Below are 19,400 nucleotides of genomic sequence, written 5' to 3' on the forward strand. Positions count from 1 at the left end.
AAAGGGAGCCAAGTTCTGCAACCTCTGCAATTGGCTTTGCAGCCACCCATGTCCCTCATCCTGAGCTTGTCGAAGGGCGCACAATTTTCATGCAACGGTCATGCAACGCTAAGGATTAGGCAGCGAATTTCAGCAGCTTGATCGCATCGAAATCCTGCACACCGCCACCCACACGCTTGGTTGTGTAGAACAGCACATAGGGTTTGGCTGAATAGGGATCGCGCAGGACGCGAACACCTGTGCGATCGACCACCAGATAACCACGGGCAAAATCTCCAAAAGCAATGGCTGCCGTGCCTGTGGTCATGGCGGGCATGCCTTCTGCCTCGTTCAGCCGGAAACCGAGCAGCGATGCCTGTTGGCCCGGAGCGGCAGGCGGTGACCAGAGATAGTGCCCGTCATTGTCCTTGAGTTTGCGCACAGCTGCCTGGGTCTTGCGGTTCATCACCCAACTCGCATTCTGCCGATACCCGGCCTTCAACGTATAGACCGTGTCAAACAGAATGTCCGATGCGCCCAAAGCAGAAAAGCCACCAGCAATGCCAGTCGAAAGATTGCCGAGCTTGCCCCAGCTCCAATTCGCGTCGGCGATGCTTTCATAGGTTAGAAACCCCTTGGGCTGGGTTGTGCCGTTGCCATTGATGAAAGCCTGCCCCTCCTGCTCGGCGAACGCGGTCTCTACCTCGGCGGAAATCCACTGTTCCACGTCAACTGCCGCATCATCCAGCAATGATGACGAGGCGGCCGGCATGGCGTACAGCTCCATGGTGGGAAACTGAAGTTCCGCCAGTTTTGAGGCTTCGGTCTGTGGCCGGGCATCGGTTTCGCCAACCCAGCCAACCGCCGGGCCTTTGACCGCAAATGGCTTCTTCAGCACGGAGCCTGATACCTGCCGTACAGTTGCCAGTGCACGAATGGGCGACAGCACCGCCAACCGCGTTCCGATATCGCGCTCCAGCTCCGGCGGCACAAGGTAGCCGCCATCGGGTGAAGAGCCGATGGATAGAGCCTTGGCTTCAATCGAACGCACACCCTGCTCGTCGCCGCGCCTGATATAACCCTCGAAGGCGTTCTTGTGCTCCAGTGCAAGCAAGGGACTAAACCCCGTTTCCAGAGCCGGACGTGCTTTCTTCAGCAGCATGTGATCGATGACACGTTTCTGCTCATCAAGCGCGTGATTGATACGCTCGACCTTATCATGCGTCAGAACATCGGCGCTGGCGCTTTTTTCGATTTGTTTGATACGCTCGTCATTGCTGTGACGGAACTCTTCAAAGGCATGCATGAAGTCGTCGAATGCCTCGGCGACGTTCTGCGTGCCTGTGCTCTTGGTTTCGGGTGCCAGTGTTGGTGTTGGTGTCGAAAATTGTTGGGTCATTTCAAATCCTTTGTGTGTGAAGTGAATAGAATGATTCAAGCGCGGATACGCCGGGCGGCGGCCCGCAGGCTTACCGCCAGCACCGCATCAATCGGATGCAATGCCTTGACCTGCCCCACCCGCGCGGAAGGCAACATCGGAAATGTCACGACAGAGATTTCCCACAGATCAGCCTCGAGAATACGCCTGACGCCAGCGCCGTCAGCCCTCGCCTTTACGGTGCGAAAGCCAATGGAAAGTCCATCGATTGCCCCTGCCCGCATCAACTCCAGTACCTCGCGACCGCGCGTAACACCTGTTGTCAGACGCCCCTCGACATAAAGGCCGCGGCTGTCCTCATTGATACGCGTCCAGATGCCGATAGGCTCGTTGGCATCGTGCTGCCAAAGCATCCGGATACCGGAGATGCCGCGCTTGCGAATGGACGCTGCAAACGCACCCGGAGCAATCACATCCTTGCCAAGATCGACTTCACCGAACAGGCTGGCATAGCCGGAGAAACTTCCGTCCAGTTCGACCCGTTCTATTGCCAGTCCGGCAAACTTCTTTTCAATTCGCTCATTTTCCAGCATTGGCGATATCCCTTTTTGTTGAAGAGCTTGGGCCATCCAGCGGAGATTTTGATTCACCCATGCGCGCTGTGATACGGGCAAAAATGCCTAGTGCCGTCCACGCCGCCAGACTGGCAGCGGCGGCGCCCATCAGCATCAATTCGCCATCGCCAAGCTGGCCGCCAATATCAAGTTCGGACGCAATCTTCACGCCGGCCAGCCCGCCAAAGGCGAGCCCGCAGACTATACCAACGATAAAGCGGATGGCTGCCTCGCTCTTGTCCTTCGGCAGCATATAGGCAAGTGAGACGGCGGAACCTGCGATGGCACCAGCCGCCTTTGCCGCCAGAATCCAGGCGGCATCGGACCAGTTTGTCATGATCTTTCTCCCGAAAATTTAATCAGGCTTGCGGGCGTATCCCACAGCCTCTCTCTTCTCGTCATCGCTTAGGAATGGCGCAGCAGACATACGCTGCCACAATGCATCACGCTCCATGGACAGCCCATCAATGCGATCGAAATCCGGTTCCAACCGTAGCCGTTCGCCATAAACAGGACCGAGCCAATTCCCGATCGCCTTGGCCGTACGCGTGATCAGCGGAATCACCGCCAGACGATAAAATGCACGATTGGCTTCGGCATAATTGGCATAGGTGTTGTCACCGGGAATGCCGAGCAGCATGGGCGGAATACCGAAGGCCAAAGCAATATCGCGGCTGGCAGCATTTTTGGCAGCAATGAAGTCCATATCACGCGGCGACAGGCCCATGGATTTCCAGTCGAGCCCGCCTTCGAGCAATAAAGGGCGTCCCGCCTTGGCTGCGCCGGTATACCCCTCTTCCAGTTCCGTCTTCAGCCTGTCGAACTGAGCTTCGGTCAAACGTGCCGTATCTGCAGGCGCATAAACCAGCGCGCCTGATGGACGCGCGGAATTATCGAGCAGCGCCTTGTTCCAGACACCGGACGCGTTGTGAATGTCGAGCGCCATCAGGGCCGCTTCAAGCGGTGCAAAGCCATAATGATCATCAAGCGGATGAAACAGCTTGAGATGCAGCGCCTGACCGTCATCAAGCCCAATGGTTCGCTTGCTGGCACCAACGCCATAGCCCAAAGCCACCGGCCATCCATTATCGCCAGTGATGACGCGCACGCGATCCGGGCGCAGCAGATGCAATTCGGCTGCACCATTCCCGGCGCTAACCCGCTCGATATAGGCGTTGCCAGAAAGCAGAAGATGACCGTACAGCGTTTCGAACAGGCTTGCTCCATCGGCGCCGCGATGTGGGTCTGACAACAGATCAAGCAATGGATGCTGCGTGTGTTCCGTCCGCCCTTCGTAGAGTAGCCAGGGGGTTGCAGCGGCAGCTTCCGCCAAAAGGCGCACACACCGGTAGACAATCGGGTTACGCATAAATCCTTGGCGCGACAGACCGGTGTATCCACTCTGCGACCAGCGTGCCTCCCGGTCAAATTGCAGCGCTACAAATCCTTGCGCGGCCTTGGTGTTAAGACGCGGATGTTCATTCGCAGCGCGCCAGCGCCACGGCCAATGAAGTGCCATGGAAAATATTCTCTCTGATTGTTGAGATGGATCAAATCAGGGGAACAACCACGCGAAGCAGTTCGCGCTGTCGTTTCAACCCTGCATTCGTGGACCTATTCGAAAAACCCGGCAAAGTATTGAGCGAGAACGAGTTTTGCGAGCGAAGCAGTAAACACCGAGCCAGCCGGTGTATCGGGACGATGGGCCTCCCGACCACAGCAATGGCCTTGCTCGCAAACTTGGAGGTAAATGATGTGGTATCTGCCACTTAACATTACCTTAGAAATGAAAAGAACCCGGACTAGCTGGACGCTGGTCATCCGGGTTCAATACATCATCTAAGAAAAGGGGCGCGGGCGAAAGCTCGCGTCCCACTCCAAGACCTTACTATAATTTCCCGGTCTTTCCAAGCAACCCAGAGTGGACACCCCATTCGGGAATTGAGTTCCCCGGTCTCAAGACAACCCAGTTCCGCCAGAGCGAACGCAATTACAACTCTGCCTTCGTGGACCTGTTCGAAAAACCCGGCAAAGTATTGAGCGAGAACGAGTTTTGAGAGCGAAGCAGCACACACCGAGCCAGCCGGTGTATCGGGACGATAGGCCTCCCGACCACAGCAATGGCCTTGCTCTCAAACTTGGAGGTGAATGATGTGGTATCTACCACTTAGCATCACCCTGGAAATGAAAAAGACCCGGACCAGCTGGCAGCTCGTCATCCGGGTCAATTTCATATTCTAGGAAAAGGGGTGCGGGCGAAAGCTCGCATCCCACTCCAAGACCTTACATTAATCTCTCCACTTTTCCAAGCAACCCGAGGTTTAGCCCACAACGCGAATGCGTGGGCTTGTTTCTTTTTTCAGCATCAGTTCGCTCAGAGCCCAGACCAACGCATCAACACGGTCGGGCGAACGTCCACTCGACAATCCTGCATGAGTGAAATCACACATTTCATCCTCCAGCGCGGGAAAGCGGCCGGCGTGCCGAACCTTGCCCTGTTCATATAATGCGGCGATGGGCTCAGCCCGCAGCGCTTTGCCGCGATTGGCCCGCACGCCACGAACTGGCACAGTGTTATCCTCAGCAGCGATAACAGCGGCAACCATATCGCCGCCCTGGTTTATCTCAGCCACGATCAGATCGGCCTCCAGCCTGTAGAACAGCTGGGTGGAACGTTTGGCCCATTGAATAGGTTTGGCCGGACCAAAACTCTCATCGGCGAGTATCCACCCCATACCTTCCGCATCGACCCCTGCAGCAACGATCCCGCAAGCGTCGGACTTTCGCGTTGCGCTGGCTGGCGGATCAATGGCGACGATAATCCTTTGCATTTCCGGGATGTCGGCACGATAAATCTCTTCCATCATCGTCCGCGACCACAGGGCATCGCGGCGCTCCTCAATCAGTTCGCCATCTAGCTCCTGTCGTCCCAGCCGCGTTCCACCGTAAAGCTTTTCCATATGCGCAAGAAAGCTCTGGGCCAGATTGGCATTATTCTCGGCGGTGCGCATCCGGCTCACCAAAACAGTTCTGTCGTTCATCAAAGCCTTCAGCGAGGCGGTCGGCTTTGGTGTTGTTGTTACAACCTGCTTCGGATTGTCGCCAAGCCGCAAACCAAATTGCAGCATGTCCCAGGTTTCCTGCGCATGTTTCCATTTCCCCAGCTCATCACACCAAGCCGCGCCAAATTGCGGTCCGCGCAAACTATCCGGATCTTCGGATGAAAACATCGCCGCCGTCGCGCCATTGGCCCAGATGAGCCGCCGGCGCGTTGCCTCAAAGCGCGGGCGTTCAGTCCGCGACACCGCCATGATGCCGGACGGCCCGTCAATCATAACTTCGCGCACATCCGCAAGGGTTTCACCAACCAGTGCGATGTTGAGCGCGGCTGGCGATTTGAATGGCGGAAATCCATGCACAATGCTGTTGACCCACTCGGCTCCGGCGCGGGTCTTGCCGGAACCCCGCCCGCCAAGGATCAGCCACGTGCGCCAGTCATGATATGGCGGCTGTTGACTGGCCCGTCCCTGAAATATCCATTCATTGGTCAAAGCCTGTATCTGCATGGGGCTGAGATTGTTGGCGCACCAGTTGATCAGCTCGGCATAGGGCAAGTTCATGGATTCTTCCATCAATGCGAACCAGCACTTCACGCAATTCATCCGGACCCAACATCACGATGGAGCGTTGCTGTTCGGTCCGCTTCTGCTGCATTTCACTGAGCCGGTCCATGGTCCGTGCCAGTTGCGCCAACGCATCCAGCCGCGTCTTGGCTGACGCCGTTTCATCGCCTAGTTGCAACTGACCCAGCTCCTTGCGCAAAAGCTCCATGAGATCGCGAATAAGGGTAAGTTCACTATTTTGACATTCGAGATATTGCAGCGTCAGCCCGTCATCGATGACAAGCAGCTCAAATTCCGCTTTGCTGACCCCAAATACCGGCGCCATTTCATCCGTTGAAATTCCGTAATGCCGACAGAGATCATAGGAATGCCGTCGACAGAGCGATTGCTCGCCGCGCGTCATCATTGTCATGGATAATCCTTGGGGATGTCAGTTCGTTCGCCGGTGGAATTTTCCGGACACATTTCTGACGATAACCAGAACCTACAGGAGTTCCGTTACGCAGTCAAGGACTATTTTCCTAAATATGATTATTTTCTTTTAAGTCTTTGAATAGTCAGGCGGCTTTCTTCCAGCCCAGTGCCAGCAGGCCCGCCCCAATCATCAACGATCCACCGGTGCGATTGACGATGCGTTGGACTTTTGGCTTGCGGATAGTCTGGCGCGCCATGGATGCCATCAGCGCGTAGGTGCCAGCGTTGAGTGTCGCAAGCACAAGGAATGTCGTTTCAAAGATCACCATCTGGGTAAAAACCGGACGTGTTGTGTCGAGAAACTGCGGCAGGAAGGCCACGAAGAAAATGATGCTTTTCGGGTTCAGCGCCGTCACCACATAGGTATGCAGAAAAATACGCAGCGCACTTTCATTCGTCTCGGGAGTATCACTCGCAGCGGTATCGGCAACTGGAGCGCGCCAGAGTTTGATACCGAGATAAATCAAATAGGCTGCCCCGATCCATTTGAGTACAGTGAAGATAGCAGCAGAGGCCGCAAGCAGCGCACCAAGGCCGAGCATCGAAGCGGTCATAGCGGTAAAATCACCCAGCGCCACACCCGCAACGGTTGCAGCGGCAAAGCGACGGCCATGACCAAGCGCATAGGAAATAACAAGCAGAATGGTTGGTCCGGGAATCGCCAGAAGGATTGCCGATGCCGCGACGAATGCCAGCCAATGTTCAATAGACATGCTTGTTTTCTCCCAACCCAAAAACACAGCAATCCATCGCCGCAAAACAATTGCAAGTGGAATTTTCGGCGGAATTTTTAAAAGCCCAAAACCCATCAAATCTTGGTGCGAATCCCCCTACCCCTTGTGGCATGACAATAAAAAGAGTTAGATTTTTCCTCAAGATAGGAAGGGATGAAACGGACTGCCCAAGCCTTATAACGGCCATCATAAGAAGCTGTTAAGCGTAATCGGCTACACCATATCTTCGCGAGAAGACGTTGGCTGACGACAGGCAGACAAGAGATTGGCATGATGAACGAGCCTCGGGCCAAAGACACTCTGGCCAAGAACAAACCCAAGCGATTCAAGGTCTCGCCGCTGCTCGGACTTGATGCGTGGATTGATTCGTCGCTCTACGAGTTGCGTTTCCGCCTTGCCGAATTCTGGGAAGATACAACGATCTTCTTCCGCCGCTTCCACGTATCAGGCTGGCGGCGCGCGGTTGTGGAGGTGCTCAGTGAAGGTTTTACCTGGGGCACCGCCGGTTCCGTGGTGATGCTGACGCTTGCCATTCCCGCCTTCCATGATACCGAAAAGAACTGGCGCACGCGCGACGATTTTGCCGTTACCTTCCTTGATCGCTACGGCAACGAGATCGGCCAGCGGGGTATTCTGCATCGGAGCGCCGTTCCCATCGATGAATTGCCTGACCATGTGATCAAGGCTGTTCTTGCGACGGAAGACCGTCGCTTCTTTGACCATTTTGGTATTGATTTTCTTGGCCTTTCCCGCGCCATGACGGAAAATCTGCGTGCCAATTCCGTGGTTCAGGGTGGTTCCACCATCACGCAGCAGCTGGCGAAAAACCTGTTCCTGACCAATGAGCGCAGCCTTGATCGCAAGATCAAGGAAGCCTTTCTGGCGCTGTGGCTGGAATCCAATCTTTCCAAAAAGGAAATCCTGCAGACCTATCTCGACCGCGCCTATATGGGGGGCGGTACATTCGGCATTGCGGCAGCCTCCGAATTCTATTTCGGCAAGAGCATCAAGGATGTCAATCTGGCTGAGGCCGCCATGCTCGCAGGCCTGTTCAAGGCTCCGGCCAAATATGCACCGCATGTCAATCTGCCTGCTGCCCGTGCGCGCGCCAATGTTGTGCTCAGCAATCTCGTGCAGGGCGGTCTGATGACTGAAGGTCAGGTTGTTGGTGCCCGGCGAAATCCCGCAACGGTTGTGGATCGCGGCCGGTCCGAAAGCCCTGATTATTTCCTCGACTGGGCGTTTGACGAGGTGCGCCGCGTTGGCCAGAAACTGCCCTCCCACACTTTGGTGGTGCGCACGACGCTTGATACGGGCATCCAGAAAGCCGCCGAAGAATCGGCTGAATATCATCTGCGCCAGTTCGGCAAGGAATATAAAGTCACGCAGGCTGCCGTCGTGGTGCTCGAAAACAATGGTGCCGTACGGGCAATCGTCGGTGGCCGCGACTATGGTGAAAGCCAGTTCAACCGCGCCACGGCAGCGCTGCGTCAGGCGGGTTCCTCGTTCAAACCTTACGTCTATGCCGCCGCCATGGAAAAAGGCATGACCCCGAAGACCATGATTTCAGGCGGTGCTGTTTCGTGGGGCAACTGGTCGCCGCAGAACTATTCCCGTCAATATCTCGGTCAGATCGACCTGACGACCGCGCTGGTCAAATCGATCAACACGGTTCCTGTACGCCTCGCCAAGGACTATCTGACAACCGCGCCTATCGTAGCGCTGGCCAAGGCCATGGGCGTGGAATCGGTGATCAGTTCGCACAAGACCATGGTGCTCGGCACATCAGGCATGACCGTCATGGATCAGGCAACGGGCTATAATGTCTTTGCCACCGGCGGCATTGCCGGTATACGCCATGCCTTCACGCAGATGAGCGACCAGAACGGCAAGGTTCTCTGGGATTGGAAGGCCGACGGGGATAAGCCGCATCGCGCCCTTACGGAAAAGGCTGCATTCAATATGAACATCATGCTGTCGCAGGTGCCCGAATGGGGCACCGGACGGCGCGCGGCCCTGCCAATGACGCGCGTGGCGGGCAAGACCGGCACCACGCAGAGCTATCGCGATGCATGGTTTGTCGGTTTTACCGGCAATTACACCGCCGCCGTCTGGTTCGGGAATGATAATTTCACCCCGACCAAGGAATTGACCGGCGGCATTTTGCCCGCCATGACATGGCAGCGCTTCATGAATTATGCCCATCAGAATATCGATCTGAAGGCCATTCCGGGCATTGATCCCACCATGCCGAAACAGGAGAAGGTGGCAGCAGCCAAACCGGCAACGGGTGACGATATTGATGCCCTCAAGGCGCAAGAGCGTCCGCGCGTTCTGTCCAATGCAACCGTTACCTCCTTACGTGAGATTGGTCAGGCCCTAAAGGAAGCACCGGAACTGAAACTGCCCGTCCTGCCAGCGAAAGTCTCTGCGCTTTGATCGCGCAGTGCTTGCTTATGACCAGCGCTCCCGTGTAGTCCTGACGCTATGCTTCGAAATGTGCTCCTCGTCCTCATTGCCCTTGTGATCGCCGTTGGCGGCGGAACGCTGAGCGCGTGGTATGCCGTCAACCGCTTCGACGGCTTTGGCACGCTGACCGTTGGCCAATGGACCGGCTATCCCGATGCGGGTACACCGCAGTCTGACCCCTACGCCAAGGCGCGGGCAGCGCGCGAGGGGGCGTTTCCGCTGGGCAGTGCGGAAGGTCTTGCCTTCTATGCCTATCGTGACGATCAAGGCCAAGCTCTCAACCGCCGATGCACCTACACTATTGACGGCAATAGCCCCAATTCCCGCTTCTGGACGCTCTATCCTGCTGATCTGGCGCTTATCCCGCTTGATCCGGGTGCGGACCGGCTGCCAGCTTTGCATTCGCGCCAGATTTTCCGCAGCGAAAGCGGCAAGTTCGTCGTCAATGTCTCGCCGAAGGCACAAACAGGCAATTGGCTTGCCACCACAGGCGATGGCCGCATGGTGCTGGTTATGACGCTTTACGACACCCCCGTCGGCAGCAATTCCGGTCTGGTCGATATGACCTTCCCAACGGTCAAAAAGGTGAGCTGCGATGGGTAAATTCCTCCGCGCCCTGCTGTTTGGCCTGATTGGCGCCGGTCTTGTCCACGTCGCCGTGGTGCTGCTCGTGCCCTATTATTCCGATCGGAATGCGTGGTCGCGCATCTCTGATTATGGCGAGGACTGGGCGTTTCACCCCGTGGTACGGCAAGCCACGCAGGAGACAGTGCCGCTGGCGCTTGATCCGCTGTTTGAGGCGGTGGCCTGCCGCTTCGATATCACCGATCTTCCCGCCCACATCACTGGTCTTGGCACGGCGCCTTACTGGTCGATTTCGGTCTATAACCGGCAGGGCGAGAATATTTATTCGATCAACGACCGCACCGCCATTGCAGATCAGCTCGATCTTGTGGTCGCACGGCCCTTGCAGATGATCGAGCTTAACAAGACCAAGCCCGTTTCAGCGGCCAATTCGGTGCTGATCGAAGCGGATATGGATGAGGGCTTTGTTGTGGTGCGCGGCTTTGTGCCTGATCAGTCGTGGAAAGCGCAGGTTGACGCTTTTCTGAAAAGCGCCAACTGTTCGCCGCTGCTCTGATCAGTCGAGCAGCGCTTCCAGCCCCTTTTGCGCCTTGGTCGCCACAAATTGCTGGATATCATAGGTCGCCAGTTTCTTCTGCCAGAACGGGTCTTCGGTGAGAATTGTGCGCAAGGCTTCTTCGCTCTCGCTTCTGGCGAGGATCACGCCGCCGGTGCGCGGCACTTTGCGGCCCGATGCCAGAAATGTCCCGGATGCATAGTGATGGTCGAGAAAGGCGATATGCCCATCGATAACCGCATCAAGCTCTTCAAGCGGGGCGACGTAATTCAGCGAGACAACGTACATGGGGAGGACTCCTGGGGGATTGTAGTACGGATTTCATATAGGGGTGCTAGAGGATGAACAGAACAGCACAATTTCAAAAAACATCCGATTTTCGCCGATTGCAAAAACCATTTCGCCGGTTAACCTATCCGTAGAAAAAACATCCAACGCCGCAAAGAAAGCTCCCATGAAACGTCTGATCATTGCCGGAACTGCCGCCCTTCTCGCCCTTGGGGTTTCGCTGCCTGCTCTCGCCTTTGACCCGCAAAATGCCGAGCGTATCAAGACTTTGGTCGATACTGGCATGCAGTATTACTGGAGTGGCGGCGACGTCAAAAAGGCGGAAGCGGAGATTTTCAAGGGTATCACCCTGCATGGCCGCTATGATGTGGTGGAGCAATCCTTTGCCGAAGCCTCGAAACTTGCGCCCGAACAGATGAATTTCCGTTTTGCCGTGGCCTCCTCGCAAATCCTGCAAAAGAAAGTCACCGAAGCCCGCGCCACCTATGAAGACATTCTGGCAAAGGACCCGACCTCCTTCGATGCGCAGGCTTGGATCGAGGCACTCGCCCGTATTGGCAATGACGAGACGGGCGCGACCCTTGCCCATCAGGCGCTTTCAGGGCTCGACCGTGACAAGGCGGAAGCCTATCGCCAGCGTTTTGTGCGCGCCGAACAGATCATTGCGGAAAAACCCAATGCGGAGATTCCTGCGCTCAAGGGCAAGGTTATGATCGTGGCGCTTGGCTATGCGCTGGCCAAGGACGGCACAATGGAAAAGCCGCTGCTCGACCGATTGGATGTAACGCTGAAAGCCGCGCAGGCGAACCCTACGGCGCGCATCATGGTCACCGGCGGCCAGCCGCAGGCCGGTGTCACCGAGGGTGATCTTATGACCAAATGGCTGGTGGAAAAGGGTGTTGACCGCGATCGCATCCTCATTGAAGACAAGTCCAAGGATACGGTCGGCAATGTGCTCAACGTCGCCAATCTCCTGAAGCGTCATACGGCGGACAGCGTTATTCTGGTGACGAGTTCCAGCCATATGCGCCGTGCCCGCACGCTGCTCGAAGATGCGCTAAAGCAATATGCTATCGGTGCCAATGTTACGCCTGTCGTGGCGCTTGATGCACCGACACTGGAGGAAGCGGCAAAGGTTTCAGCGGATGAGCGGCTGGTGATCTATCGCGATCTGATGCGCGTCTCGGGGCTTTGGGCCTATCCCGGTTTGCAGCAATAAATCCCGCAACGCGAAAAATGCCTGACTGTTTGAAGCATACCCACCGGAGTTTCCCCCGGCGGGCGGTACTTCAACATGGGCCCTAGAACCGGATAGTCAGATCGGCCTTGAGGGCATTGTCATGGCTGCGGTTGGAAAACTGGCCGGTATAGCTGACGCCGATAGTGGTGGCACTGCCGATATCAAAGTCGAGGCCAGCCTCGATGAGCGCCGTATCCCGCGCCACGGGCAGACCCTTGATCGAGAAGGCCCTGCCATGGGCAAACGCCATGGACGCGTCAGGTGTTACATCGCCAAAGGCATGGTTCCACCCGGCCATGCCGCGGGCAGTCAGCATGGTCTTTTCGCTTAAAGCGACACTGTAGGAGGTTCGCAGCCCAAGGGTGGTCGTGGTCAGATCCGTGGTGGCCGATGCGCCTGACAGGGCCGCAATGCCGCCGGTTTCCTTGAACCCGTCAGTTTTGAGGTGGGTATAGGCTGCGTCGGCAAAGGGTTCGAATGTCACGTAAGGTGTATCAATGCGATAGGCAGCCTCGCCAAACACCTGCACCGAATTGGCGGCGTAGGATGCGCTGTCGGTTTCAGCAGTATGGCCAAAGCGGACTTTGCGGTTCGTATCGATGGTGTGATGGGCAAGACCGGCGCCGAAGCTCAAGGTCAGCGCATCCATCTTCGTGCCGCCATAGACACCCAGCTGATAGCTATCGGCGGAGGCGGAAGACTGGGCTCCATGCAGCGATGTGTTGCCATAGCCAGCAAGCACGCCCAGCCGCCATTTTTCCGCAATCCTGCCGTCCACGCCGGTGACAATGCCACCGGTGTTTCGGCTATAGGCGGCGGCATTGCCATCGCTCTGCGCATGGCCCCATGAACCATAGGCATGGCCCCACAAATCCGTGGTGGGAACAGCCGAATTGAACCCAACCGCCGGGCCTTTGGCCGTGCGTTCCGTCAGCGCAACATTATAGCCTGTGGCATCGGTGAATGCAGCCCTGATCCGGCTATTGGCCGCATCGCGGATAAAGCGGCCATCTTCGGCCAGAACGTTGCGCGCCGAGGCGTAAATTTCGCCCGAAGGCGCATCGTAATTCAAAACCTCAACTCTGCTGGAGAAGAGCACGGCGCCCAGCAGCGGATCGCCAAGATCAAGCTGCTTTATGGCTTCGCCTACACTCTTCTGGTTGGGTGAGGTTGCATCCGCGAGAACAATATTCTTCACCTTTGCCTCGATGCGCTGCATTTTCGACTGGTCTGTCTCCGGCTTTGCACCGCCATCCGGGTGGCCGCCGGGTTGCGGCTGCTCATCCGTCGTCCCTTGCAAAGGCTTGCCGGTGCCCGGATCAATCAAATCAAAGCCAACAGCCACGGCACTGCCATCGGCGGCATAGGTCAGGGAGGGAGAGATATAATTATATTGCGGGGTGATGGTTTCAAAAGCGCCGTTGATGCGCTTGTCCGATGTCAAAATCGTATAGTGGCCGAGAAACAAATCATGCATCTGCTGTGCACTCATGGGGGCGTCCTGACCTGCAAACCGCAGGTTTACGCGGCCGCCCGAAAGCGTGACATCGCCGGCAACGGTCAAACGATCCGAACGGCTTTTGTCCGGCGCAATTTCGACATCAAAAATACTGCCCCTGTCGAAGGTCGCATCACCTGTTACATGCAGCGTGCCGACCGGATTTCCCGGAGCAACGGTGCCACCGGCCAGCGCTCTCAGATCGCGCACCGTGCCATTGCCTAGAAGCGAACCGCCGGGGCCGACGGCAACGTCCCGGCTGTTTCCCTCAATGAAGGCCGTGCCACCATTGACAAGAACATCGCGGCTCACACCGCCGGAACGAACACTCAATTGCGCGCCGTTATTGACCTGAATATCGCGGCTGATGCCATTAATGAATGCGCCTCCGTTGTCCATCAGCACATTTTCAACTGCCCCTTTGGCACCAACATTCAACCACCCACCACCGATCAAGGCATTCCCGGCCTTTCCATCCACAAATGCGTTGCCGCCATTCATGGCGAGAACCCCGATCCGGCCCTCTTCCCTGACATGTAAACTCCCGCCAGTGTTGACAATCGTATTGCCGCTTAGTCCATGAATGAAGGCATAGCCGCCATCCACGACCAGATCATGCGTTACGCCATGTTCGCCGACAGTTAAAATTGCGCCTTTCCCAACCGCAACATTGCCGGTCTCGGCGTCGACCCAGGCAGCTCCATTATTCGGCGTCAGTTCACCGAGCATACCCGCACTGTGGACGAGCACATGGCCATAACCCTCAACGTTGACGGTGCCATCTGGGACGTCCAACAGTTTGAGCCCTCCGCCGAACCTGACATTCTCAAACATTCTCATTTCCTCGGCGGCCAACGGGCCATCCGTGTCAGCAGAACGTTGAGACCCGATGAGCCCCCTATCCTCAGCGGCTTCCATTGATTGCCGCCCCGCATCGTTGCCGGGATGTGCCGCGTCCGATGACGGGATCACCTGCGCCTTTGCCGCGCTGAAACCCGCGGTTACGATCAATGCGGCGCAGACGCTTTTCAACAGCTGATTGCGTAAGGTTGCAGTAAGGTTGTGACGTGCGGATACACCCGCAGTTTTGGCGTGAAAATACATTGAAATATCGTCCCTAATATTCGTTGCGGTTCAAAAAAGACGGCGACAGGGCAATTGGTGTTTATGCGTACTACTATAGTTGTATGAGACGATAATTGCCGTGGACGCGCAATCGGTGAATCTACCTAGTACAACCTGCTGGCGTGGTTACGGCAAGAGTGTTGCGCGCAATTCCCGTTCAATTACAGATCGTTAGAAATATTATTGGGACAATGTTTTGTATAAGGAATGGCGCAAGGGCTGCGCGCTCTTATGGCTCACGAGGCTTTTCAAACGTGATCGAATGACCGGGATCTGTCATCACCGGGCGAGATAGCGCAAGCAAATCTGGTCGGAATTTCGCTCCGACGAACTCCATCGTGCGGGCGAAGCTGATTTAGCTTGGTTGTGGTGTCGGATCAAAAAACCGGCTGCCCGGCTTGTCCTTGTCACGGGTGCGATTGTCTTTCGCAACGCGCTCATAGCGCACGCCCGGAAAAATCATGATCTGCGCGGGTGTCGCCCGCGGTTCGGATTTGGTTGCCATGCGCTGGCGCATGGCGCTGCTTGGAAAACTGATGACAAAACCCATTTCATCCATCCGTCTGCTCTGTTGATCTCCTTGATACGCAACGCTTCATGCCTGCTGCCATCTGGTCAGGGCGCTGATAACGCGGCTGCCCTGCCACCCCTTTGGGGTGCTGATCGATCCCGATCAGCTCGCGCGCGTTTATTTCGCGCATAATTTCATTAGACACCCCGATGGTTAACGGGTTGCTAACGCTTCGTGGCTAATTTTAGCCATGGTTTGATAGCGTCCTTGAGTGTTCGAGTGGAGTGTGTTCGTGAAGTATCCTGAGTTTCGGGCACTTGAAGACCGCAATGGCGGCAGCAAGGCTGACGATCTCCTGACCGCGTCCATCACCGCCTTCTGCTGTGTCGCAAGGCCGGCAAAGAGCGATGCCCGTCAGCTTGAGGATCTTGCCGTTCCGCTTCTCGCCCTCGCCTCGCCGCGTGTGCGCCGTCATGCGGCCGCTGCCCTTTCCGAAATGCCCCATGCACCGAAACGCCTGATTCTCGCGCTTGCCGCGGATGATGTGGATATTTGCGCGCCATTGCTGCTGCGCTCGCCGGTTTTGAAACCAGCTGATCTCATCGGCCTAATCCAGCAAAAAGGCATCGGCCATGCCCGCGCCATCGCGCGGCGACAGATTGAGGACGCTGCGCTTCTGCAAACCCTGCGTCATTTTCACGACCCGGCCATTGACCGCGCCCTGGCGCTGCAGACCGGATTGCCCGTCAGCCATGAGGAAGAGCCTTTGGACCGTGTGGAAACAGAATCGCCGCGCCTGCGCGAAACCCGTGAGGCACTGCGCGCCCTGATGCGCGATACGGATGCCGGCCTTTCCACGGATCAGGCGCTGGCAGACCATTTGATTGATGCTGCGCTTCTCGACCAAACACACTTCTTCCGTGGTGAATTCGCCAAGGCGCTTGATCTCGACAATGAAACCGCCGAGCGCATCATCGGCCATAGCCTGAATGCGGAGCTGACGATTGCACTTGCCTCGCTCGGCCTATCGGCGGAAGCGGCGCATCTGGTGCTGACAGGTCTGTTCGGCCTCGTTCACAAGGATCTGCACTCGCTGCGCCTCTTCGTCCAGTCCTACCGGCAGATCGATCAGGACAAGGCGCAGGCGACCATCAATCGCTGGAAGACCGAGGAAAACTCGCAAAAGCTGCGGCAGAAATTGCGGGAAATGGCGGCGGATTTCGAACGTGGCGGCACCGGGTCGTCAACGCGCAAAGTATCCTGACGGCAATCAGTCTTTGGCGAGCGGAAAAAGTTCGCTACGCTCACCGCGATAATCTTCGATCTCGACAATCCACAAATCCCGATCCCAGCGCTTCTGCTTTTCCAGATCGGCGTCGACATCGCTTTCGGCAGTGGATGATTTCAGCGGAGTAAACTGCCGCTCATCCGGCTTTATCTCGTCATAGACCATTTGCGGGGCCGGACCGAACAGGTCGTAGGTGCCATCAGAATTGCGGAATTTGATGAAGATCGCGCCAGCTTCGCTCGCACCCTTATTGCTGAGGGCGGCAAAAGCACCAGTGCCATTGATACGGCGCACCAGTGCGGAAACCCAGAACTCCGATGTCAGACGCATTGCACTTCTCCAGTAACCACCCCGATCAGTTGATCAGGCCGATTTCCTGCATTTTGGCAAATAGTTTCGCATCGGGCTGACCCGTAACCGGCAGCTTGAACAGGGTCTGGAACTCCTTGATCGCGCTCTTCGTATTGGCGCCAACCTTGCCGCTGATCTCAACCTTGTCGTTGCCGAAGGCGCGCAGGCCAGCCTGAATACGAACGATCTCCGCCGGAGCAAGATTGCTGCCTGCGGTTTGCTCGCCCGCACCTGTTGGCATCTTGTCGTCAGACTTGGCTGATATGGTCTGAACGGTTGCTTTCTCCTGACCATGATCAGGTTTGGCCGCCGGTATGGCGATGCTGGCGGTGGTGTCGCTGGCATTGCCGACAGCGGGCTGAGTTTCGATACCCATTTCTGCCGACGCCTTGCGATAGGCCTCGATCGCGGCGCGGGTTCCCTTGCCCGCAAGGCCATCCACCGTACCGTTGTAGAAGCCGAGCGCCAGCAATTTCTGCTGCATCTTCGCCACTTCCGGATCACCGCCGGGTGCCAAAACAGGGTCTCCATTGATAGCCGCAGCTACTGGATCAGGATTGGCCTGCGGTACGGGCACCGAATTGACTTTTCGTATGGGCGCGTCAACCGAACTCTGCTTTTGCGGCGTACCGAATACCGTGCCGTCATGTTTGATCGGCTTGAACACCAGTTCCGGGCGGGTGCGGAAGAACACGCCATCATGACCCTGCGGCTGATACCACAGCGCATTGGCTGATATGAAACCGAGCGTTACCAGAAAGGCCGTTGCACCACCTGTGATAGTCGGATTGCGGGCGATCAGCCCACCGATCCCAATGGCAATAGCGGCCATACGGCCGCGCTTGGGGGCGCGGCGCTTTTTGCTGTCAGGCCGATTTACGGGCTTCCGCATGGGAACCTCCCTCACTGTCGCTGTCCGCTCTGAACTCAACAATATTGACCGGTTCAAACGGAACCGGCTCGATGCGCGGACCGGCGAGTGGAATGAGAACATTGACCACCGTGCCCTGTCCGGGACGGCTGCGAATATCCATCTGGCCGCCATGCAGGCCGATCAGGCCCTGGACGGTTGCAAGACCAAGGCCGGTGCCTTCATGCTTGCGGGTATAGTCGTTCTGCACCTGACGAAATGGCTGGCCCAGCGTCTGCAAATCCGCTTCGGCAATGCCAATACCGGTATCGCTGACGGAGAAAGCCAGCATGTCATCATGGATGCCCGCATCAAGGGTGACTACACCGCCGCTTTCGGTGAACTTGACCGCATTGGACACCAGATTGATCAGCACCTGCTGAATGGCACGCTGATCCGCAACGACAGCGCCGATATGCCTGCCCACACGATCACACAGGGTGACATTCTTCTGCGAGGCCTGATGCGCCATCATGTCATGCACCATGGTCACAGCATCCTTGAAGGCAAAGCTTTCGGCCATGATCGGATAGGTTCCGGCCTCGATCTTCGACACGTCGAGGATTGCATTGACCACGGAAAGCAGATGCGTGCCTGATTGGTGTACCAGTTCAACATATTCGCGCTGGCGGGCATCCGGCAGCTTGCCGCAAATCTCCTGCAGCAGCACGTCGGAGAAGCCGATGATGGAATTCAGCGGCGTGCGCAATTCGTGGCTGACGGAAGCAAGGAAGCGGCCCTTGGTGATCTCGGCTGTTTCCACCTGCGTGCGGGCAGAATCCAGGGCGAAGCGGTCAGCAACGGCACCGGAAATGTCCGAGGCAACGACCACGAAACCATCACCCTGACTGTGCGGTACGGCTGATAGGCGGTAGGTGGCAAAGCGAACCGTATGTGCTGCGCTCGCAGCCACACAGCGCAACTTTACTTCCGTGGAAGCTCCGGCCACACCGCCGCGCAAATCCGACAGGAAGGAAAGGAAATGCACGCGATCAGATATATGCACACGGTCGAGCAGCGTGGTGCCGATCAGCAGGCTGCGGGCCATGCCGAAATGTTCCTGCGCCTTGCAGGACAGCGAATTGATCATACCGTCGCGGCCAAGGCCGATCACCACACCTTCAATGGCATTTTCAAGATCGGCCACCCGATCATCGCGGCGGGCTGCATGGCCACGCGCAACCAGCGCGCTGGCAGCACGCACGAGCAATGAAGCGCCATAACCAAGCGAAGCCAGCAGCGAAACCGCCGTCAGGGTGACATTGCCGCCCATCCACATCGACACACTGAAGAGAATCGCAAGCACGGTGGCGGCGATTGCTGTCGACGTAACAAGGGATTTCTGCGAGCGATAGACAAACCAGGCTTCAAGCGGCATCGCTGCAGCCATGATCCAGAGCAGAAGATTGGCAGATGGACCGGTGACACTGATCAGGCCGATCGCCGCGCCATAGGATGCAAGTGCAGCCAGACCCAGTATTGTGCTGTTACGGACAAGCGAAAGCGCGCCGCAGAAAATCATCGGCAGGGCAAAAACCCCGACGCCAAGGCTCAGCATGCCACCGGCTTCACTAAACAATGTATGGCTGGTGAGAAGAGCAACCGCCAGCAGCACAGGCATAACCAGAAATGCACCGGCCATGCGGGCGTCCCTGTCGCGTTCGGCGGCGCCGGCAACAGATGTGCTCACCCAGTGCTTGCAATGGCGCCTGAAGGCATCAGCAATCTTGGGCAGTGTGACGGAATGAATCGGCACCAGTTTTTTCCTGCTATCCGT

The 19,400-nt window shown here is 56.9% G+C and carries 19 protein-coding genes; 6 read left to right on the plus strand and 13 right to left on the minus strand.

All coding sequences use genetic code 11. The features are described from left to right. Positions 1-115 precede the first annotated feature (115 nt). The 7 genes from BLU05_RS12820 to BLU05_RS12850 all read right to left on the minus strand — a co-directional run bounded on the left by BLU05_RS12820 (position 116) and on the right by BLU05_RS12850 (position 6,781). A complete protein-coding gene (locus tag BLU05_RS12820; protein ID WP_091880575.1) occupies positions 116-1,378 on the minus strand; it encodes a phage major capsid protein in 1,263 nt (420 codons plus the stop codon). 35 nt (positions 1,379-1,413) lie between these two features. Next, positions 1,414-1,950 (minus strand): HK97 family phage prohead protease, encoded by a 537-nt coding sequence (locus tag BLU05_RS12825; RefSeq protein ID WP_091880576.1) that lies wholly within the window; start codon positions 1,948-1,950, stop codon positions 1,414-1,416. After that, positions 1,937-2,308 carry a DUF6107 family protein gene (locus BLU05_RS12830; RefSeq protein WP_091880578.1) on the minus strand — a complete coding sequence of 124 codons (372 nt, stop codon included), beginning with the start codon at positions 2,306-2,308 and terminating at the stop codon, positions 1,937-1,939. The genes BLU05_RS12825 and BLU05_RS12830 overlap by 14 nt, the downstream gene beginning before the upstream one ends. An 18-nt stretch (positions 2,309-2,326) precedes the next feature. After that, a complete protein-coding gene (locus BLU05_RS12835) occupies positions 2,327-3,490 on the minus strand; it encodes a phage portal protein (protein WP_091880579.1) in 1,164 nt (387 codons plus the stop codon). Between the two features lie 802 nt (positions 3,491-4,292). Continuing rightward, complete coding sequence (locus BLU05_RS12840; protein WP_244518356.1) at positions 4,293-5,537, minus strand: DNA-packaging protein; 1,245 nt, start codon at positions 5,535-5,537, stop codon at positions 4,293-4,295. Next, positions 5,512-6,006 (minus strand): hypothetical protein, encoded by a 495-nt coding sequence (locus BLU05_RS12845; protein WP_091880582.1) that lies wholly within the window; start codon positions 6,004-6,006, stop codon positions 5,512-5,514. The genes BLU05_RS12840 and BLU05_RS12845 overlap by 26 nt, the downstream gene beginning before the upstream one ends. 145 nt (positions 6,007-6,151) lie before the next feature. Beyond that, complete coding sequence (locus BLU05_RS12850; RefSeq protein ID WP_091881147.1) at positions 6,152-6,781, minus strand: LysE family translocator; 630 nt, start codon at positions 6,779-6,781, stop codon at positions 6,152-6,154. 294 nt (positions 6,782-7,075) lie between these two features. On the opposite strand from BLU05_RS12850, the gene BLU05_RS12855 reads away from it, so the two are divergent. From BLU05_RS12855 to BLU05_RS12865, 3 genes are read left to right on the plus strand one after another with little or no spacing between them, the layout of a single operon-like run. Continuing rightward, a complete protein-coding gene (locus tag BLU05_RS12855) occupies positions 7,076-9,241 on the plus strand; it encodes a transglycosylase domain-containing protein (RefSeq protein ID WP_091881149.1) in 2,166 nt (721 codons plus the stop codon). A gap of 48 nt (positions 9,242-9,289) precedes the next feature. Beyond that, positions 9,290-9,874, plus strand: coding sequence for a DUF1214 domain-containing protein (locus tag BLU05_RS12860; protein ID WP_091880584.1), 585 nt, complete (start codon positions 9,290-9,292; stop codon positions 9,872-9,874). Then, on the plus strand, positions 9,867-10,412 hold the full coding sequence (locus BLU05_RS12865; RefSeq protein WP_091880585.1) for a DUF1254 domain-containing protein: 546 nt from the start codon (positions 9,867-9,869) through the stop codon (positions 10,410-10,412). Before BLU05_RS12860 ends, BLU05_RS12865 begins: the two co-directional genes overlap by 8 nt. On the opposite strand, the gene BLU05_RS12870 is transcribed toward BLU05_RS12865, so the two are convergent. After that, on the minus strand, positions 10,413-10,700 hold the full coding sequence (locus BLU05_RS12870; protein ID WP_091880587.1) for a YciI family protein: 288 nt from the start codon (positions 10,698-10,700) through the stop codon (positions 10,413-10,415). It lies immediately after the preceding gene. Between the two features lie 166 nt (positions 10,701-10,866). Between BLU05_RS12870 and BLU05_RS12875 the strand changes: the two genes are divergently transcribed. Beyond that, the gene (locus tag BLU05_RS12875; protein WP_091880588.1) at positions 10,867-11,919 is read left to right on the plus strand and encodes a YdcF family protein; all 1,053 of its coding nucleotides are present in this window, start codon (positions 10,867-10,869) and stop codon (positions 11,917-11,919) included. Between the two features lie 82 nt (positions 11,920-12,001). Here the strand turns inward: BLU05_RS12875 and BLU05_RS12880 are convergent, their stop codons facing one another. Then, positions 12,002-14,272: an autotransporter outer membrane beta-barrel domain-containing protein gene (locus tag BLU05_RS12880; RefSeq protein ID WP_175540592.1), complete on the minus strand. Its 2,271-nt coding sequence runs from the start codon at positions 14,270-14,272 to the stop codon at positions 12,002-12,004. Positions 14,273-14,327: 55 nt separating this feature from the next. Between BLU05_RS12880 and BLU05_RS26200 the strand changes: the two genes are divergently transcribed. After that, positions 14,328-14,477 carry a hypothetical protein gene (locus BLU05_RS26200; RefSeq protein ID WP_175540593.1) on the plus strand — a complete coding sequence of 50 codons (150 nt, stop codon included), beginning with the start codon at positions 14,328-14,330 and terminating at the stop codon, positions 14,475-14,477. 441 nt (positions 14,478-14,918) lie between these two features. Here BLU05_RS26200 and BLU05_RS12885 read toward each other — a convergent pair whose 3' ends face one another. Beyond that, entirely contained in the window at positions 14,919-15,113 is a 195-nt protein-coding gene (locus BLU05_RS12885) for a hypothetical protein (protein ID WP_139210440.1), read from the minus strand. A gap of 253 nt (positions 15,114-15,366) precedes the next feature. Between BLU05_RS12885 and BLU05_RS12890 the strand changes: the two genes are divergently transcribed. Continuing rightward, a complete protein-coding gene (locus tag BLU05_RS12890; protein WP_091880592.1) occupies positions 15,367-16,338 on the plus strand; it encodes a DUF2336 domain-containing protein in 972 nt (323 codons plus the stop codon). 6 nt (positions 16,339-16,344) lie between these two features. Here BLU05_RS12890 and BLU05_RS12895 read toward each other — a convergent pair whose 3' ends face one another. Genes BLU05_RS12895 through BLU05_RS12905 form a run of 3 tightly spaced genes read right to left on the minus strand, consistent with a single transcriptional unit; the run spans position 16,345 to position 19,379 of the window. Continuing rightward, positions 16,345-16,692, minus strand: coding sequence for a DUF1491 family protein (locus tag BLU05_RS12895; RefSeq protein WP_091880594.1), 348 nt, complete (start codon positions 16,690-16,692; stop codon positions 16,345-16,347). Between the two features lie 25 nt (positions 16,693-16,717). After that, complete coding sequence (locus BLU05_RS12900; RefSeq protein ID WP_175540594.1) at positions 16,718-17,605, minus strand: peptidoglycan-binding domain-containing protein; 888 nt, start codon at positions 17,603-17,605, stop codon at positions 16,718-16,720. Then, positions 17,580-19,379, minus strand: a complete 1,800-nt coding sequence (locus tag BLU05_RS12905) for a sensor histidine kinase (protein ID WP_091880597.1) — start codon at positions 19,377-19,379, stop codon at positions 17,580-17,582. The genes BLU05_RS12900 and BLU05_RS12905 overlap by 26 nt, the downstream gene beginning before the upstream one ends. Positions 19,380-19,400 lie beyond the last annotated feature (21 nt).

Origin of the sequence: Phyllobacterium sp. OV277, assembly GCF_900104355.1 — a bacterium.
GTDB lineage: Bacteria > Pseudomonadota > Alphaproteobacteria > Rhizobiales > Rhizobiaceae > Phyllobacterium.

Coding starts and splice junctions, on each gene's coding strand:
- BLU05_RS12820 (WP_091880575.1), bottom strand. CDS start 1,378: ATGACCCAACAATTTTCGACACCAACACCAACACTGGCACCCGAAACC.
- BLU05_RS12825 (WP_091880576.1), bottom strand. CDS start 1,950: ATGCTGGAAAATGAGCGAATTGAAAAGAAGTTTGCCGGACTGGCAATA.
- BLU05_RS12830 (WP_091880578.1), bottom strand. CDS start 2,308: ATGACAAACTGGTCCGATGCCGCCTGGATTCTGGCGGCAAAGGCGGCT.
- BLU05_RS12835 (WP_091880579.1), bottom strand. CDS start 3,490: ATGGCACTTCATTGGCCGTGGCGCTGGCGCGCTGCGAATGAACATCCG.
- BLU05_RS12840 (WP_244518356.1), bottom strand. CDS start 5,537: ATGCAGATACAGGCTTTGACCAATGAATGGATATTTCAGGGACGGGCC.
- BLU05_RS12845 (WP_091880582.1), bottom strand. CDS start 6,006: ATGACAATGATGACGCGCGGCGAGCAATCGCTCTGTCGACGGCATTCC.
- BLU05_RS12850 (WP_091881147.1), bottom strand. CDS start 6,781: ATGTCTATTGAACATTGGCTGGCATTCGTCGCGGCATCGGCAATCCTT.
- BLU05_RS12855 (WP_091881149.1), top strand. CDS start 7,076: ATGAACGAGCCTCGGGCCAAAGACACTCTGGCCAAGAACAAACCCAAG.
- BLU05_RS12860 (WP_091880584.1), top strand. CDS start 9,290: ATGCTTCGAAATGTGCTCCTCGTCCTCATTGCCCTTGTGATCGCCGTT.
- BLU05_RS12865 (WP_091880585.1), top strand. CDS start 9,867: ATGGGTAAATTCCTCCGCGCCCTGCTGTTTGGCCTGATTGGCGCCGGT.
- BLU05_RS12870 (WP_091880587.1), bottom strand. CDS start 10,700: ATGTACGTTGTCTCGCTGAATTACGTCGCCCCGCTTGAAGAGCTTGAT.
- BLU05_RS12875 (WP_091880588.1), top strand. CDS start 10,867: ATGAAACGTCTGATCATTGCCGGAACTGCCGCCCTTCTCGCCCTTGGG.
- BLU05_RS12880 (WP_175540592.1), bottom strand. CDS start 14,272: ATGTTTGAGAATGTCAGGTTCGGCGGAGGGCTCAAACTGTTGGACGTC.
- BLU05_RS26200 (WP_175540593.1), top strand. CDS start 14,328: ATGAGCCCCCTATCCTCAGCGGCTTCCATTGATTGCCGCCCCGCATCG.
- BLU05_RS12885 (WP_139210440.1), bottom strand. CDS start 15,113: ATGGGTTTTGTCATCAGTTTTCCAAGCAGCGCCATGCGCCAGCGCATG.
- BLU05_RS12895 (WP_091880594.1), bottom strand. CDS start 16,692: ATGCGTCTGACATCGGAGTTCTGGGTTTCCGCACTGGTGCGCCGTATC.
- BLU05_RS12900 (WP_175540594.1), bottom strand. CDS start 17,605: ATGCGGAAGCCCGTAAATCGGCCTGACAGCAAAAAGCGCCGCGCCCCC.